We start from the raw sequence: 15,808 nt of genomic DNA, 5'->3' as shown, positions 1-15,808 counted from the left end.
TCTACTTTTTCTGGGTAAGGTCAGTTTAACAGTCTTGATGCGCAGCGAGTAGCATGTGAAAAATACATAAAGAGCAGAGAAGGCTGGGTAATATTGGCCAAAAGGTACGATGATGGAGGATTTTCAGGGAAAAATTTAGAAAGACCAGCAATAAAGGAGTTGTTTGAAGATGTAAAAAAAGGAGAAGTAGATTGTGTAGTAGTATATACGCTAGATAGGCTCTCGAGAGAAACAAAAGACAGCATAGAAGTAACGTCATTTTTTAGAAGGCACCGAGTAAATTTTATAGCAGTAACGCAGATATTTGACAATAATACGCCAATGGGAAAGTTTGTACAAACAGTGTTATCAGGGGCAGCCAACTAGAAAGAGAAATGATAGTAGAGAGAGTAAAAAACAAAATAGCAACATCAAAAGAACAAGGTCTATGGATGGGTGGAACTTTACCGCTTGGGTATGATGTAAAAGATAAAGAATTAATAATAAATGAAAAAGAAGCAAAAACAGTAAAGCATATATTTGAAAGATATGTGGAGCTAAAGTCAATGGCAGAATTGGCAAGGGAGTTAAATAGAGAAGGTTACAGAACAAAATCAGATATCTTTAAAAAAGCGACGGTGAGAAGAATAATAACAAACCCAATATATATGGGAAAAATACGGCATTATGAAAACCAGTATGAGGGAAAGCATGAGGCGATAATAGAGGAAGAAAAATGGCAAAAAGCGCAGGAATTGATAAAGAATCAGCCATATAGAAAAGCAAGATATGAGGAAGCGCTGCTTAGGGGAATAATTAAGTGCAAGAGCTGTGATGTGAATATGACGCTGACATACTCAAAAAAAGAGAATAAGAGATATCGATACTACGTATGTAATAACCACTTAAGGGGAAAGAATTGTGAATCAGTGAATCGAATAATAGTAGCAGGAGAAGTGGAAAAAGAAGTAATGAAGAGAGCAGAGCACCTATACAAAAATTGGCAAGAAAAAGCAGAAGAGTGGAAAAATTTAAGTTTCGGAGAACAGAAAGAAGCAGTGAAGAAATTAATAAAAGGAGTAATGATAAGAGAAGATGGAATAGAGGTACATTCTGAGTCAGAGGAAACATTTATTCCAATAAAGAAGAAAGGAAATAAATGCACAGTAATAGAACCAGAAGGTAAAACAAACAATGCGCTACTGAAAGCAGTGGTAAGAGCCCATCTGTGGAAACGGCAACTAGAAGAGGGAAAATATGCAAGCGTGAAGGAGATGAGCGTTAAAATTAATATAGGTACAAGACGTATACAGCAAATTTTAAGGTTGAATTATTTAGCTCCAAAGATAAAAGAAGACATAGTAAATGGGAGACAGCCAAGGAGTTTGAGGTTAGTGGATTTAAGAGAAATATCGATGCTATGGAGTGGGCAAGTAGAGAAGTTTTACGGTCTTAATTTACAAAAGCAATAGGAGATCGATGTGCCAAAAAATTAAAAATGTTTACTGCAAAAAGAGCTGCTATAAAGGATTTCTGATATACCAGAGGATGTTGAAGAAGTGAAAGTTGAAGTAAACCAGTATTGCAGAAATTAACGCTTAGTTATATTAAGATTTCAATAAAAGTTATAAGGATCTTATCATATCTCAACTTACATATAAAATCAGTAAAAAAGCCCAAAAATGCTCCAACAGAAACACCAAATGCTTCCAATGACCGCTTTTCAGCTGACATGTGATGCTGCAGAAGAAAAGTTCATCATACTCCAAAAATCATAAGCATAGGAATGACTTTTTTAGAAATTATCTTAAGTTATTAACTTAATAGGGTTTTCCCAACAAAAAAATACAAAAGGAAGGTAAAAGGTGGCCCTACCTCCGCTTGACTGTAGGGCTTTTGTTATCAAGCTAGCTCTTTCCAGGTACTTGTTGTTGGTTAGCTATTCCTAAGGGAGGTTCATCTAACTTAAGCACTGAATATGTAGTGCCACCAGCAATAACTCCTATTACTAACGCAGCTGCTACAGCTATACCAACTATAGCCAATATTGATAATTCAACACCGATAACACCGCATCCAATACCCACTGTCAGTGCAGTTATAACACCACAAACACTACCTGTTATCATTGCTTTACTACGTGATTGAGCATTTTCTATCTCTTGTAAAAGATCTATCTTACTTCCAATATAAAATTGGTCCCATAAATGAAAACTAATCAATTTAAGATTTGGAAAGTTATCACTTTTTAATAATGCTTTTGCACCTTGAAGATCAATAAAGTTACATTCTAAATTAAGCGTAGTAAGATTTTTAAGGTTCTCACTCTTAGCTAAAGCCTCTGCTCCTTCTTTACCAAGCTCATTATCTTCTAAATTAAGCGTAGTAAGACTTTTAAGGTTCTCGCTCTTAGCTAAAGCCTCTGCTCCTTCTTTACCGATCTTGTTCCATTCTAAATTAAGCGTAGTAAGATTTTTAAGGTTCTCGCTCTTAGCTAAAGCCTCTGCTCCTTCTTTACCAATACCACAACAGCTGAGAGAAAGTTGTGTAATATTTTTTTTCTCTTGCAAAAAGCTTAGCAATTTCTTGATATCTACTCTTTGATTCTCCAACAATAATTCGTTGTCATTAACATGCTTATTGAAATTCATTTCTATATCTCCTTATACTTCATTAGTTATTATATTAGCAAATATTTTAATGATTATCAATTATGTTAACAAACTAATAAAAGATTGTAGAAAACACCACACTCCGTAGCGTTACAAAAAATTTGATCGTTTACTTTTTATAAAAAACACAAAAAAAGATCGTATATTTGTGAGAATAATTTAAACAAAAGCGGCGTTGTGTAAATAAAAACGTGAAATTGTTACAGCAAAGTTAGGCAATTTGGTTCGTATGTAAATGTGGTAAAAGTAGGCTAATATAGCTAGTTTTAAGATATAGTAGAATTATTATGTAGAAAAGTTCGTATGGTACACATGGTAGACCAACCCATCCCAAAACAAACTCTTCTCACGACCCTTGGTTTTGAAAGAGTGAAAATTAGTTTATTTGGAAATAAAAAGCTCTTTTTGCATCATGTATTAATAAAAAAATATATTTTTTTGCGTATCCTTTCGTTTTAATTAATATGAAATGATATGACATCTAATATAGAGTTTAAAGATAATCAAGGCACATCAATATCAAATTTGGAAAATGTTAAAATTATAACCTTGAGCGATGAGAAAGGTAATAAGTATACTTTAGATGCAAGCAATGGTAGTCTGGAATTAAAATATAAACAAGATGGTCAAGGTGAAATAAGCTATAAAGTAGGAGGTTTAGCGGCAGCTTTTAAAAGTCTACTTGATATGAAAAGTACTAACAATGATGAACATACAGTACTTGAAGAGAAGTTAGCAGAAAAGTCCATAGTGGAGGCGATATTTGATGCAAAAGATTTTGATAAGAATGATAAAATCTCTAACTTGATACTAGATAATACATTTCTTAGGAAAGATGTTCTGCCTGCTTACCTAAATAAAAAGGCTGATGTTGAAAATGTATATACTAAGGAAGAAGTAGATGAAGGATTAAATAAAAAGGTTGATGTTGAAAATGTATATACTAAGGAAGAAGTAGATAAAGGATTAAATAAAAAGGTTGATGTTGAAAATGTATATACTAAGGAAGATACAGATAGAGGATTTATTTCTCGTGACAGTGATGGAATCAATAGATTAGCAAGTGAATTATTTTATAAACATGAACCCGATGCAACTTCAATTTTAGTTAATACATTAGGGAAGCTTCTTGATGAAAAATATGAAATATATGGTGATAATAAAACAGCAAAAGATTTTTTGGCAGAAAAGGGTAATTTTGCTAAAGCTGATGGCTCTAATATAAAAATTTTAGAATTCACGAAAAAAATACTTGATGCAACAGAGGATATAGGAGATGGGAAAAAGAAATCAATTTTAGTGGAGAAATTAGGCAGATTTCTTGATCAAACTGCTGATAACAAAAATGCTTATGACGGTAAGGTAGCAAAAGCTTTTTTAGGAGACAAGGGGATGCAGGGATCAAAAGGTGCAGATGGTCCTCAAGGTCCGGCAGGTAGGGATGGAAAAAGCCCATCAATTGAGGAAGTCGCTGTACAGCTACTTACTGATGAAAATAAAGATATATTGGGAAAAACAGTACTTGATATAACTGATAGCACTGGTCAAAATCTTGCCACTCATGTTGCTAATAAAATAAATCTTAATTCGCAGGATTTTATAAATAAAGCTGATCCAATAAAACTTGCTGAGTTGCTTTTTAATAAAAGTAACGTAGATCAACTTGCAGCCAAAAAGATTGCCGAAGATAAAGTTAGCTCGTATAAGATTTCTGAACTAGTATTTAACGATGCTAAGAATGCACTAGCAGAGAATCATCAGTGGGATCAAAAGAGCTTTATTGAAGATATAATAAAAAATGTCAGCACTTCTAGGTTAGCTGAGTTGTTATTTAATGCTGGCAGTATAGAAAAAGGTGAAGCAAAAAGAATTACTGAAGGGAAGGTCAGCCCTGAAAAATTAGCTGAGTATTTGTTTAATGCAAGTGGCTTAGGCGATAATATAGATGAGTCGAAGACGTTAGTCAATAACGTAACTCAGCACCTTTTGAATACCAAGGTAGATGAAATAGGGAAAGCGGTTGTGAAGGATAATGAAAATAGAGAGATCTTAGCAGGTAGTCGTATTTTGCAAGAAGGAGTGGCAGAAAAATTAATTAGTAGCAACACAAATAAATTGGGACAAGCTATTCTGAATGTGAAAAACAAATTTGGTAATGACGCAAAACCTGTGCTGGAAACTCATCTTGCCAATAACAGCAGCTTTCAGGAAGATGTGGCAGGAAATCAAGATTTAAGGACTGCAGTAACAGCTAATTTTGGGAGCAATAGAGATTTTTGCAATATTGTAAAAAGAGATCTTAGTAGAGATGAAGAAAGTCTGTTAATTGATAGGCTGTCTTTTTATGAAATTCCAGATGATCCAAATGCTCCGCTTTCTTGGAATTGGTAATGTAATTTTTGCTAGACCATACGATCTCAAAATAAAATCTTCTTACAATAGCTGGTTTTGGTTGCGGAAGTGATTGTGTTGTCTAAGTTATTAGTAATATATACTATTAAGTCAGTATTAATTCGTTGAGAACTTTCATTAAAGATTATCAAAAAAACTTCTAAATAGGGATTGACAAGTTTTAGAGATGGAGTATTTTATGAAAAGTATATTGAGCTATTAATTTTTTATGTATAATAAATATGATAGTGAAAATATTTTTCTTTATATTATCAGGTAGCTGTTTTATTTAGAAAAGGACATTTTTTCTTACTTTGAAATTGAGTGGTTTTTATGGAGGGTTAAATGATTAATGAATTATTTGCTGCTGTACGTAGTGGAGATGCTAATCAAGTTGCGGATCTTATCAATAAAGGGGATGATGTTAATGCCAGGGACAATAGAGGCAATACTCCTCTACATTTAGCTGTTCTTGCAGATAAATTACAGGTAGTAGAAAAGCTTATAGAGGGAGGGGCTGATGTTAATGCTAAGAATAATCATGGCGCTATTCCTCTGCACTGGGCTGCTCTCAATCAGAATGTCAATATAGTAGAAAAGCTTATAGAGAAAGGGGCTGATATTAATGCTAAGTCCAGTAATGGCGATACTCCTTTGCACTTGGCTACTAAAAATAGTCATTTAGATGTATTAGAAAAGCTCATAAAGGAATGTTAATGAAAGAAACAAATATGGTAATATCCCTTTACACTGGGCTGCAAGTTATGGTAGGTTAAGTATAGTAGAAGAGCTTATAGAGAAAGGAGCTGATATTAATGCTAAGAACAATAATGGCAATACTCCTTTGCATTGGGCTGTTAAAAGCAGTCATTTAGAAGTAGCTAAATTTCTTATAAGTAATCATGCTGACGTTAACGCTAAAAATAAAGATGGTTGGACATCTTTGCACTTTGCAGCTGCTTATGGCAATTTAAATATAGTTAAGCTCATTCTTGATAAAAGTGATTATGTTGATGCTAGAGGAGCTTTAGCCGTGGCAAATACGCTTAATGAAGAAAACAGCTTAGAAATACGAAACCTTCTAGAAGAAAGAATAAGAAGAAATGAAGAAATCACCCAACATCTTAACTTACAAGAAGAAAGCAGCTCCCTATCAACACGTGTCCATAATCGCCGCAGTATTGGACAAGAAGATGAAAATTCGTTGCAAAATGATAAGATAGGTCCTAATAAAATAGGAGTTACAAGCGGAACAAGTAAGCCATCTTCATTTATCAATATTTTTGCTTACACTGCGGTAGATACTATTAAAGGTATTTTTCAGTTTGTTTCTTATCCTTTTAAGGCAGCTATAAGTATGGAACCTTCTAAAGCTATTACAGTTCAAGGTATTGATAACAACGGTGTACTTCTTTTATTAGATGTATTTATAAGGAAAATCACAGGTCAGAAGTATATTTCCACAGTAGTTCAGTCTATATCACCATTAGAAGCACAGGGCTATGCATTAAATATTATAGAGGAATTTGAGAAAGTAGTAGAGCAAGCTGCATTAAAAAGTGGGATATCAATGCATCGGTTAAATATTGATTGTGTAGAAATGCAGAAAGAGGTTACTGCAAAAATCACGGGTGGTAAGTTTAATGAGATTTCAGGATTTTTAAACTCATATGTAGAGCAAGCATGCCACGATAGAGAAACAGGTAAGTTAAGTCCAAAGAAGTTTAACAAATTTATGGTTGTATTTAATAAGGAACTAGATTTAATAGTAAATCAATCAATGCAACAGATATTACACAATAGAGATAGTACATTAGAAGTTGAAGAATAGCAAATAAACTTAGAGCCTCAAAGTTATTTAAGTAATACTTCTGTTCAAGGTCATTTAATTCAGGATAGAGGTTTAATCAATCAAGGTAAGGCTTAATTCCTTAGCTTTTTGATTTCATCTAGTAAAAGGTTGGTAATTTGATCTTATAACATCAATGGGCACACCAGCCTTTATTTTGTATGTATTCAAGCAATGTGTGACTACTTATGCAACCTAAAAAAATAATCATACACTGTCTTCCATGGAGGAAAATCTTTTGCTCTACTGGCAAATACCTTTCATTATGTATTGTATAACATTAATAATTGTTCCTATTTTGTGCTTTCTTGGCCACACCTTGTGCAACTCTTGGCTCAAGAAATTTCCATTCTTTGTCACTTACATCACCTGGATATATTTTTTACTGATCCTATCATATTATCTTCCTGATTTTCTTTCAAGATATGTTCTAAAAAGTAGAATCCGTTCAGCAGGGTGACAAAATAAGATAGAAAAGACAGCCATAGAAATAAATGGTGTCATCCCAATATGATGCTTTCTCTGTCATCCCAGTACTTGACACTGGAATGACACCATTTTTGCTTCGATATTTACACATTAGCCATGCATCTGAACGGATACAAAAGTAGAATTTACAATTCTATCTAAAAGGATACCGAAAAAGAGCAGGAGTCCTATCTGGGAATTATTTTTAAATATGGACATGCATTGATTAGAATCGTCTGGATTGAAATTTTTGTGTTGGTGGTGAAATATGAATCCTATAGCAAGTAAAGCAATATAAAAGATGTTATTTAATGATGATAGTATACCAGCGTACAACCATGCCATTAAGGATATTAAATAAAATCTTTTCAACCAAGATTTTGTTGTATTGCCAAAATATAATGCAGTAGATTTCATTCCTAATTTCTTATCATCTTTTTTATCTTGATGAGCGTATATAGTATCATAACTAAGCGTCCAAAAGACGCATCCTATATAAAATAGCAAGGATTCTATGCTAATCTGGTTTGTTATTGCTGCTGAACCCATGAGTGATCCCATGTTGAAAGTAAACCCTAAAAACAATTGTGGCCACCAAACGTAACGCTTTAGCAAGGGATAGATAACTATCATGCACATTGAAATTGTTCCAAGTATAAGAGTAGTTTTATTGGTTAATAATAAGATTACCAGGGCAATAGACAGTAACAGTGAAAGTAAAGCCAAAGCTTGCTTTATGTTTAATGCACCACTTGCAAGTGGTCTGTATTTTGTTCGTTCAACATGTGCATCTATTTCTCTATCGAAGATATCATTGATTATGCACCCTGCGGGTCTCATTAAAAATGCACCTATAGTAAACAAAACAAGGAGAAAAAGAGCTTGATACGATAGAGAAGTTGAGGCTAAAAGAATGCCGCTTAAGCTAGAAAATAGCACAAGCCATAAACCTGTTAAATTGTGTATTCTCATTAATGAGAAATAATGGTTGAAATACATTAATTAAGTGTGATTATGTAATATTTTGCTTACATTGACAAAATTATCGAATGCTAAATCAGGCTTAAAAACTAACTCAGGTATAAATCGCAAATCAACATAACATAATATAGATTTACGTATTGACCATGCAGATTGGTTCATTTCATTAACAACAGTGCTGATATCATCATTATCATTTTGGATGTTTAATGAAGATAACACAATATATATATCTGCTTTCTTCAAATCTTTGCTTAGCTTTACATCAGATACTACTACTTTTTCATTAAGAACATTACCTTCCATTAAGACTTTTGATATTGCCCTATGTAATACCGATGCTACTTTTAGGTTTCTAATTTCCTTTTTCATATTCAACTACTATAACGTCCTTTCTTCTTGCACTAATTGATAAGCTTCCAAAATATCTCCAACTTTAATATCGATATTACCCTCTAGCGATATTCCGCATTCAAAGTTTACACCTACTTCTTTAACGTCATCTTTAAATCTACGTAGTGCTTTTAACTTTCCTTCATGCACCAATTTGCTGCCACGTACTACCTTAATTAAAGAATCTTTTTTTATAACTCCATCAGTGACATAACATCCGACTATATTACCGGCTTTGGATGCATTAAATATTTGCCTCACAGATGCAGAACCAACACGAACCTCTCGTGTAACAGGCTTTAACATTTTAGTTAAATACATTCTCATGTCGTCAATGAGCTCGTATATTATGTTATAAGTATGTATTTCTACACCTTTTTGTTTTGCCAAGTCCCTTATTTTTGAATCCACTTTTACATTAAAAGCTAAAATTACTGCACTTGATGCTTCCGCAAGCAGCACATCTGAATCTGTTATCCCTCCTACTGCTTTGTGTAGGATATTTAATTTCACTTGGTCTTTACCTAATTTATCAATTGAACTTGATATTGCTTCAATAGAACCAGTTACATCGCACTTTAAAACTACAGATAGTTCTTCTGTTTCACTGTTATTACGACTGAATATATCTAAATTATTGTCGTCTGAGTTTTCTTTCTTTTTCTTGATCAACTCTAGCCTGTATTCAACAATTTCACGCGCCTGCTTTTCAGACTTTACAACAACAAATTTATCTCCAGCATTTGGCACACCATTTAGACCAGTAATTTCAATTGGAGCGGAGGGTAGTGCTGCTTTTTCTCTTTGACCAAGGTGATTAACCATACTACGTACTTTGCTGTATGTTGTACCAACTACCAATATATCACCAACCTTTAACGTTCCTTCCTCAACTATCAATGTAGCTGATATTCCTTTCGCTTTATCTATTTTGGATTCTATTACCCATCCAAGTGCTCGACAATCCTCTATTCCTTCTAGCGTCATTAATTCAGCAATTAATAAAATTGCCTCTTCTAGTTTATCTAAGTTGATTTTCTTTTTTGCTGATACTGGCACAATTATAACATCACCACCAAGTTCTTCGGGGATGAGGTCATACTGAGGCAAACTATTAATTATTCTTTCTATATCGCCAGGTTGTGATTTATCAATTTTATTAATGGCAACTATAATAGAGACATTTGCTGCTTTTGCATGGTTTATTGCTTCAACTGTTTGTTTCATGATTCCATCATCAGCCGCAACTACTATTACAACTATATTAGTAATATTGGCACCACATGCACGCATCGCAGTGAACGCTTCATGTCCTGGTGTATCAATAAAAGTAATTTTTTGCTTATCTTTTGTCGTTATTTGATAAGCACCTATGTGTTGAGTGATGCCACCTGACTCTCTTTCTGCAACATTGGATTCACGAAATGCATCGAGTAATGATGTTTTACCATGATCGACATGTCCCATAAAAGTAACAATAGGTGGTTTGAGTCTTTTAGGTAAGTTTTCTCTGTTGCTTATGAAGAGTAAATTCTTTTCTTTATCAGCATCACTTACTCGTTTAGCCGTATGATTAAATTTTTTTGCTATTTCACATGCTATATCTGGATCTACTGTATCATCTACTCTATAATTCTCACCAACTTCTTCTTTAAACATTTTTAACACACTTTTGCTATCTTCTGCCATACGAATAGATAATTCCCTGATAGTTATTTTGTCTGGTATAATAACTTCTCTTGCTATATTTTTACCCTTAGTAAACTTTGATTGTTTACTTCTTATACCAAATTTTTGCTTAAATACAGGGAGGTGTTCATTTCTTTCATCTATTGCCTTTGTAATTACTAGCTTAGAATGCTTAGAGTATATATCTTTGCTAGCTTTAAAAGACTTTTTATCATTATTCTCATATTCAATACTATCTTCTTTTTGTTCAACTGAGTTAGTATTACTTAAAACTTCCTTATTTATTTCTTTAGGTACAGAGTGTGATTCATTTTTATCTTCAGCTTCTTGATTGCTTTCTTCTTTTTTTATTTTCTCTTCTTGCTCTCTCTGATTCCTTTCTTTCAGCAAAGTAGCATTCTGTACAGCATTAATGCGGGAAATTTGTTCTTTTTCAGTTAAAGAGCCTAATTTACTCTCGTCAAATAAACTATATTCTTCTGCAGAATGGATTTTTCTTCTTTTTTTTACTATTGTAGTACCAGTACTTTGACTATCTAAAGAGTTTAAATTAATGTCTAATTTAAGCTTGCTTAAGCCTCGTAGGGTTAATTTTTTATTACTGATATCTTCATTATTCATATTGTTTTTATATTAATCCAAGCTTTTTACGTGCTTCTATGATTATTAAATCTGCTGTATCTTTTAGATTGTCTTTATTATTAATTGAGGAAGAGAGTATGCTACAAAACTCATAATTTGATAAATCTGCTATGTCCTCTAAAGTTTTAATATTATGTTTACTAAGAGCAATTTTGTTATCTATTGATAAGGCTAAGTTGATTACATCGTCTTCCATACCTAAATTTTTTAGCTCTTCTATTTTTCTATCATTCTCTGCTTTCAGGTAATTATTTGCTCTATTATGAAGTTCATTTGCAATATCTTCATTGAAGCCCTCTATTGAAGCAAGTTCCTTAATTGAAGTGTTAGATATATCTTCTACACTTGAAAAACCTTCTGTTACCAATAATTGGCCCATAATCTCTTCTAAGTTTAAAGCTTCAGCAAATAAAACTGAACATTGACTAAATTCTTTATTTCTTCTTTCTGATTCTTGCTGAGTGCTTAATATCTCAATTTTCCATCCAACAAGCTCTGAAGCTAATCTTACATTCTGACCCTTTTTTCCTATAGCTAAACTCAATTGATCTTCAGCAACTATTAACTCTATACAATTTTCATTTTCGTCAATAATGACCTTTGATACTTCTGCAGGAGTAATGGCTTTAATAACAAATTGACCCAAATCTGATGAGTAATGTATGACGTCGATTTTTTCACCGTTTAATTCATGTATAATAGTTTTTATTCTATCTCCTTTAACTCCAACGCAAGCACCTACTGGATCGATATTCTTATCAGATGAAAAAACAGCAACTTTAGATCTTGAACCAGCGTCTCTAGCTATACCTTTAATTGTTATCAATCCGTCAGCAACTTCTGGTACTTCTTGATTCAACAATGCCTCTAAAAAGCCTTCATGAGCCCTAGAAAGAATGATTTGACGTCCATCGTCAGAGCGCTTAACAGCCTGTATGTAAGCTTTAACCTTATCGCCTTCACGAAATGACTCACCACCAATTAAGTTTCGTAAAGGGAGGTATGCTCCAATTCCGTTTATGTCTATAATAAGATCTGAATATTCTACTTGTTTAACGATGCCATACCTCATTTCTCCTACCTTATCTTTAAATTCCTCATATTGCTTTTTTAACTCTTCATTTTTGATTATTTCAGAAATCTTTTGCTGGGCAATTCTTGCTGAAACAAGATCAGTGTTAAGAGAAATCAACTCACTAATAGTATCTCCAACTTTTGCATCTTCTTTTATTAACTTAGCTTGTGTCAACTTAATTAAGTCACACTCATTTTCATTTGATTCATCATTAATGACTTTTAGTTGTCTATATGAGGTAACTTTGCCTGTGTTTTTATCTATATTAACTACAATTTTACTTTTGCTACCATACTTTTGTTGAGCTACTGCTTCGATAGCACTTTTAAGTGCATTTATTATAATATTAAAATCCAAACCTTTTTGAAGTGAGAGCTCTCCCGCTGTTTTTATTACATCAAGGCTTCCAACTATGTTATTCTTGTTGCTTTTCTGCTTAACACTGCTTTTACGATTAGCAATCATATAAATAAATCCAATTTAATTAGTTATAATTATAGCTTCAACAGGTAAAGAACGCTATCTTAAATGTTAAATGATTGCTAATTTAAGTCAAGTTTTTTCATGTCTTTGTATGGTAAGCAATGCCGGAGTAAAGAATAAAGTTAAGACCGTTGCAGCCAATATTCCACTTGCTATGGTTGCTGAAATATCAACCCACCACTGGCTTGATGGAGCATCATATGTGATTTGTAGCGTAAAAAAACTGATATTTAACCTAGTAATCATCGGTATTAAACCAAGAACTGTAGTTGCAACGGTAAGTAGTATTGGCCTGATGCGAGAAATTGAAGCGTTTATTATACATTGCTTAATGTTATTTTTGCGCACCTTAATTTGCTGATGAAAGGCATCAAGCAATAGTATATTATTATTCACTATAATTCCTGCTAAAGCAATTACCCCCACTCCACACATGACAACTACAAAAACTTTCTGAATAAGAAAGAAAATGAAAAATACACATGTTGTTGATAAAAACACTGCTGTCATTACGATAAATGTATAGTATATGTTGTTAAACTGTGCCACTAGCACCAATATCATCAATGTAATTGCTAATATAAAAGCCTTTAATAAAAATGCTCCTGATTTTTGTTGATCTTCCTTGTCACCTTTGAAATCAATCTTTACTCCTTTACTACAGTCTTGAGTAATCGAATTTTGAATGAACTTAACTCTTTCATCAACAAGATAGCCAGTATCAACGTCAGCAGAGATTGTTACTGTGCGTGATCCATCAATCCTACTTAGTTTATTTGCCTTTTTTTCGGGAACGTATTTCACTATGCTACTCATAGAATATGGTCCATTTGCTGTATTAATAAAAAGGTTATCTATAGTTTTCATGTTGCGATTCTTTCTGGGAAAGCGTAGTATAATATCAATTTCTTCATCTGCGTTATTTGGTCTATATTTTCCAATTAATACTCCATTTGTAACCATCTTTATAAAATCACCGATGGTTGCAACACTTACTCCAGAGCTTGTAGCCTTACTCTTATCAATACTCATATTCCACTCTATTCCAGGTGCTGATCTACTATCTTGAATATTTATAAATCCAGATGAAGGTTGGTCCATAATTTTTAGGATTTTCTCTGCTACTGAATTCAAGTTGGATGCACTTCCGCTTAAGTTAATTTGTATTGGCTTATCAGCTGATGGTCCTGACTTTTGTTCCTGTACATCAATTATTACTCCTTTTATGTTTTGCACACTGCTCCTTATATCATTTAGTATTTGCTTAGCTTTGCACCTGCAGCGCCAATCTACAAGTTCCAATTGAATTTTGGCAATAACGTTGTCTGAAAATTTTCCTGATCGAGCATAAAAAACATAAATTTCTTTTTCAACACCTAAAATACGTTCTTCTACTTTCTTAAGTATCAAATCTCGTTCTTTGGCTGATAAGCTTTCTTTTACTTTAACGCTGATTAAAATGTTATCTGAATCTACATTCGGAAAGAACTTTAATCCAGGACCAAAAGTAAAATATAATATACTAGACAAAAATAAAACAAATACAACAACACATACAAATTTTTTGGGGTGATCTAAGACTTTCTCTAACATACGTACATAAGTTCTTATTATAAGCCCAGTGTTTTTTACCTCACCACTTTCTATAGCACTCATTCTTATTATTTCTTTTTTTGAAGTTATTGAAGGTTTACCAAATATTGCACCAAGTGTTGGTATAAAAACCAAAGCCATAATTAGCGATCCAGTTAAAGTTAGAATTATTGTAATTGGTATGTACTGCATAAATTTACCGACTGTATCGGGCCAGAGTAACAGAGGGAAAAACACTGCTAATTTAGTCAATGTTGATGATAAAACTGGATAGAACATATCATGAACTGAGGTGCAAAAGGCTTCTACTTTATCCATGCCACAAATCATCTTTCTATCAGCATATTCGCTGATTACAATTGCATCATCAACCAGCATGCCAACTGCCATAATTAGACTGAAGAGCACAACTATATTTAGAGTAATACCCATTAGGTAAAGAGCCATTATTCCTATGAGAAAGGGGCCAGGTATTGATAGTGCAACAAGAATAGCAGCCCTTGTTCCCATAAAGAGCATTATTATGGTTAGTATTAGTAATACGGCAAATATTATACCATTTTCCAAGTCTTCAAGCACATCACGTACATTTTTTGACTGGTCATTCAAATAAACTACTTTTAAATTTTCAGGTAATTGATCTTTTGCTTTGTCCATTAAGTATTTTACTTGATTTACCGTGTCTATTATGTTTTTTCCATTACGTTTTGAAATTTCTAGTACAATGCTAGGTAGTCCATTAATACGAGCAAATCCTTGGTGATCTTCAAACTCAAAGTATACTTTTGCTATATCTTTGATTCTCAAAACTGCATCACTTTGAGATCTAATAGGAATATTCATAATATCTTCTATGTCTTTTAATAACCCTGATATTTTAATCGAATATTTACCGGTATCGTTTTCTAGTGATCCAGCTCCTACCAATCTGTTGTTGTTTGATATAGCTTGAAATATCTCATTTGATTGAATGTTATATTTTGTTAGAACTGTGGGCTCAATTATAACTTCCACTGTTTCTTTACGCATACCTGCCACTTCAACTTTAAGAACATTTGGCAGAGATTCTATTTCTTTCTTTAGTTTGAGTGCTATTTCAGTTAAAGCTCTTTCCGGCAAATTACCAATCAAGCCAACGTTTAGTATCGGAAATAAGCTCAAGTTTATTTCATTGATTATCGGAGATTCTGCTTCAATAGGTAATTTTGATTTTATGTTTAAAAGCTTTGAACGGACGTTATCAAGTACTTCTTTGTTATCATATTCTGTACCAAACTTAATTATCATGTGAGCACCGTCATTAGTTGCAAGTGCCTTTAGCTCTCTCACGCCCTCAATGGACCTTAGTTCATTTTCTATTGGAATAGCTAATAACTTTTCACTATCCTCGACAGAAATACCAGGAAACCCGACAAATACGCTAATTATAGGAATCTGTATATCAGGATTGCTTTCTCTTGGCATCTTTATATAAGTGTATGAGCCGAAGGTAAAAATCACGATAAGCAATAATATTACTGTTCTATTCCTCTCTACAAGTAAGCTTTTCATGCCAAACATTATACGTATTTATATCATATTATAGCTAAGATA

Annotated in this window: 9 protein-coding genes and 1 pseudogene; 4 read left to right on the top strand and 6 right to left on the bottom strand. The window is 33.1% G+C overall.

Annotated features, from left to right (window positions below):
• Positions 1–21: 21 nt before the first annotated feature.
• A pseudogene (locus ABWU52_RS04095) lies at positions 22–1,451 on the top strand (recombinase family protein); the annotation flags it as partial.
• Positions 1,452–1,886: 435 nt separating this feature from the next.
• Here the strand turns inward: ABWU52_RS04095 and ABWU52_RS04090 are convergent.
• The gene (locus tag ABWU52_RS04090; RefSeq protein ID WP_353276266.1) at positions 1,887–2,630 is read right to left on the bottom strand and encodes a hypothetical protein; all 744 of its coding nucleotides are present in this window, start codon (positions 2,628–2,630) and stop codon (positions 1,887–1,889) included.
• A gap of 495 nt (positions 2,631–3,125) precedes the next feature.
• On the opposite strand from ABWU52_RS04090, the gene ABWU52_RS04085 reads away from it, so the two are divergent.
• The 3 genes from ABWU52_RS04085 (at position 3,126) to ABWU52_RS04075 (ending at position 6,873) form a co-directional block, all read left to right on the top strand.
• Positions 3,126–5,042, top strand: coding sequence for a hypothetical protein (locus tag ABWU52_RS04085; RefSeq protein ID WP_353276264.1), 1,917 nt, complete (start codon positions 3,126–3,128; stop codon positions 5,040–5,042).
• A gap of 345 nt (positions 5,043–5,387) precedes the next feature.
• Positions 5,388–5,759 carry an ankyrin repeat domain-containing protein gene (locus ABWU52_RS04080; protein WP_353276262.1) on the top strand — a complete coding sequence of 124 codons (372 nt, stop codon included), beginning with the start codon at positions 5,388–5,390 and terminating at the stop codon, positions 5,757–5,759.
• Between the two features lie 22 nt (positions 5,760–5,781).
• Entirely contained in the window at positions 5,782–6,873 is a 1,092-nt protein-coding gene (locus ABWU52_RS04075) for an ankyrin repeat domain-containing protein (RefSeq protein ID WP_353277717.1), read from the top strand.
• Positions 6,874–7,470: 597 nt separating this feature from the next.
• Here ABWU52_RS04075 and ubiA read toward each other — a convergent pair.
• The 5 genes from ubiA to ABWU52_RS04050 form a co-directional block, all read right to left on the bottom strand.
• Entirely contained in the window at positions 7,471–8,358 is an 888-nt protein-coding gene (ubiA, locus tag ABWU52_RS04070; RefSeq protein WP_353276260.1) for a 4-hydroxybenzoate octaprenyltransferase, read from the bottom strand.
• A gap of 3 nt (positions 8,359–8,361) precedes the next feature.
• Complete coding sequence (locus ABWU52_RS04065) at positions 8,362–8,712, bottom strand: ribosome-binding factor A (protein ID WP_353276258.1); 351 nt, start codon at positions 8,710–8,712, stop codon at positions 8,362–8,364.
• Positions 8,713–8,721: 9 nt separating this feature from the next.
• Positions 8,722–11,043: a translation initiation factor IF-2 gene (gene infB, locus ABWU52_RS04060; RefSeq protein WP_353276256.1), complete on the bottom strand. Its 2,322-nt coding sequence runs from the start codon at positions 11,041–11,043 to the stop codon at positions 8,722–8,724.
• Positions 11,044–11,050: 7 nt separating this feature from the next.
• On the bottom strand, positions 11,051–12,604 hold the full coding sequence (nusA, locus tag ABWU52_RS04055; protein WP_353276254.1) for a transcription termination factor NusA: 1,554 nt from the start codon (positions 12,602–12,604) through the stop codon (positions 11,051–11,053).
• 87 nt (positions 12,605–12,691) lie between these two features.
• Positions 12,692–15,766: an efflux RND transporter permease subunit gene (locus ABWU52_RS04050; protein ID WP_353276252.1), complete on the bottom strand. Its 3,075-nt coding sequence runs from the start codon at positions 15,764–15,766 to the stop codon at positions 12,692–12,694.
• Between the last annotated feature and the right edge of the window lie 42 nt (positions 15,767–15,808).

The sequence above is a fragment of the Wolbachia endosymbiont (group B) of Villa cingulata genome (genome assembly GCF_964028285.1).
GTDB lineage: Bacteria > Pseudomonadota > Alphaproteobacteria > Rickettsiales > Anaplasmataceae > Wolbachia.
Note: the sequence above shows the minus strand (reverse complement) of the source record. Positions and strands in the feature narration are given on the sequence as shown.

Excerpts from the sequence above, each read along its gene's own strand:
- ABWU52_RS04065 (WP_353276258.1), bottom strand. The coding sequence starts at position 8,712 with ATGAAAAAGGAAATTAGAAACCTAAAAGTAGCATCGGTATTACATAGG.
- nusA (WP_353276254.1), bottom strand. The coding sequence starts at position 12,604 with ATGATTGCTAATCGTAAAAGCAGTGTTAAGCAGAAAAGCAACAAGAAT.
- infB (WP_353276256.1), bottom strand. The coding sequence starts at position 11,043 with ATGAATAATGAAGATATCAGTAATAAAAAATTAACCCTACGAGGCTTA.
- ABWU52_RS04050 (WP_353276252.1), bottom strand. The coding sequence starts at position 15,766 with ATGAAAAGCTTACTTGTAGAGAGGAATAGAACAGTAATATTATTGCTT.
- ABWU52_RS04090 (WP_353276266.1), bottom strand. The coding sequence starts at position 2,630 with ATGAATTTCAATAAGCATGTTAATGACAACGAATTATTGTTGGAGAAT.
- ABWU52_RS04080 (WP_353276262.1), top strand. The coding sequence starts at position 5,388 with ATGATTAATGAATTATTTGCTGCTGTACGTAGTGGAGATGCTAATCAA.
- ubiA (WP_353276260.1), bottom strand. The coding sequence starts at position 8,358 with ATGTATTTCAACCATTATTTCTCATTAATGAGAATACACAATTTAACA.
- ABWU52_RS04085 (WP_353276264.1), top strand. The coding sequence starts at position 3,126 with ATGACATCTAATATAGAGTTTAAAGATAATCAAGGCACATCAATATCA.